The organism is Frankia sp. AgKG'84/4, assembly GCF_023242965.2.
In the GTDB taxonomy this organism is placed as follows: Bacteria; Actinomycetota; Actinomycetes; order Frankiales; family Frankiaceae; genus Frankia.
In genome coordinates this window covers 1-512 of sequence record NZ_JALKFU020000741.1, presented here as the reverse complement: position 1 = coordinate 512, position 512 = coordinate 1, and the positions used below count along the sequence as shown (strand labels likewise).

Sequence of the window (512 nt, the reverse complement as noted above, 5' to 3'; positions counted from 1 at the left end):
GGCAGGTACTGCGGCAGCCCGCCGTCCCAGCGGCTGACGCGGGTGGCGATCGGACGGCCGCCCACCCCGGCGATCTGGGCGATCTCCGCCGCCACCACCCCGGCCAGCTCGGTGTCACCTCGGCCCAGGTCCTCCCCCGCGCCGGCCCGCCCGACGCTGGCCCGCACGACCGTGAGCCGGTCGGCGGCGACGTGCGGCCACTTGGCGGTCAGGAACGTGGCCGCCTTGACGGACCTGCCCTCGCGGGCCGGCACCAGGAAGCCACTGCCCGTCGGCGGTACGACGTCCCGGTAGACCAGCGTCACCAGCGCCACCGACGCGTACGGCACCCCGGCGAGCGGCGTGGCGGCGTGCGGGGCGAACGGTTCGAGCAGCGAGCGGGCCGCCCCGGCGGGCACGGCCAGGATCACCGCGTCGGCCTCGAGGGGCTGCGGGGTCTGCCCGTCCGGGGTCCGTCCGCAGATCACCCGCCAGCCGGCCGCGGTGCGCTCCACGGCGCGTGCCGGCACGCC

1 protein-coding gene is annotated in these 512 nt (G+C 78.3%); it reads right to left on the bottom strand.

Annotation, left to right across the window (positions count from 1 at the left end):
* The coding region (locus tag MXD58_RS24895; RefSeq protein ID WP_250610072.1) for a protoporphyrinogen/coproporphyrinogen oxidase at positions 1–512 on the bottom strand (512 nt) is incomplete at both ends.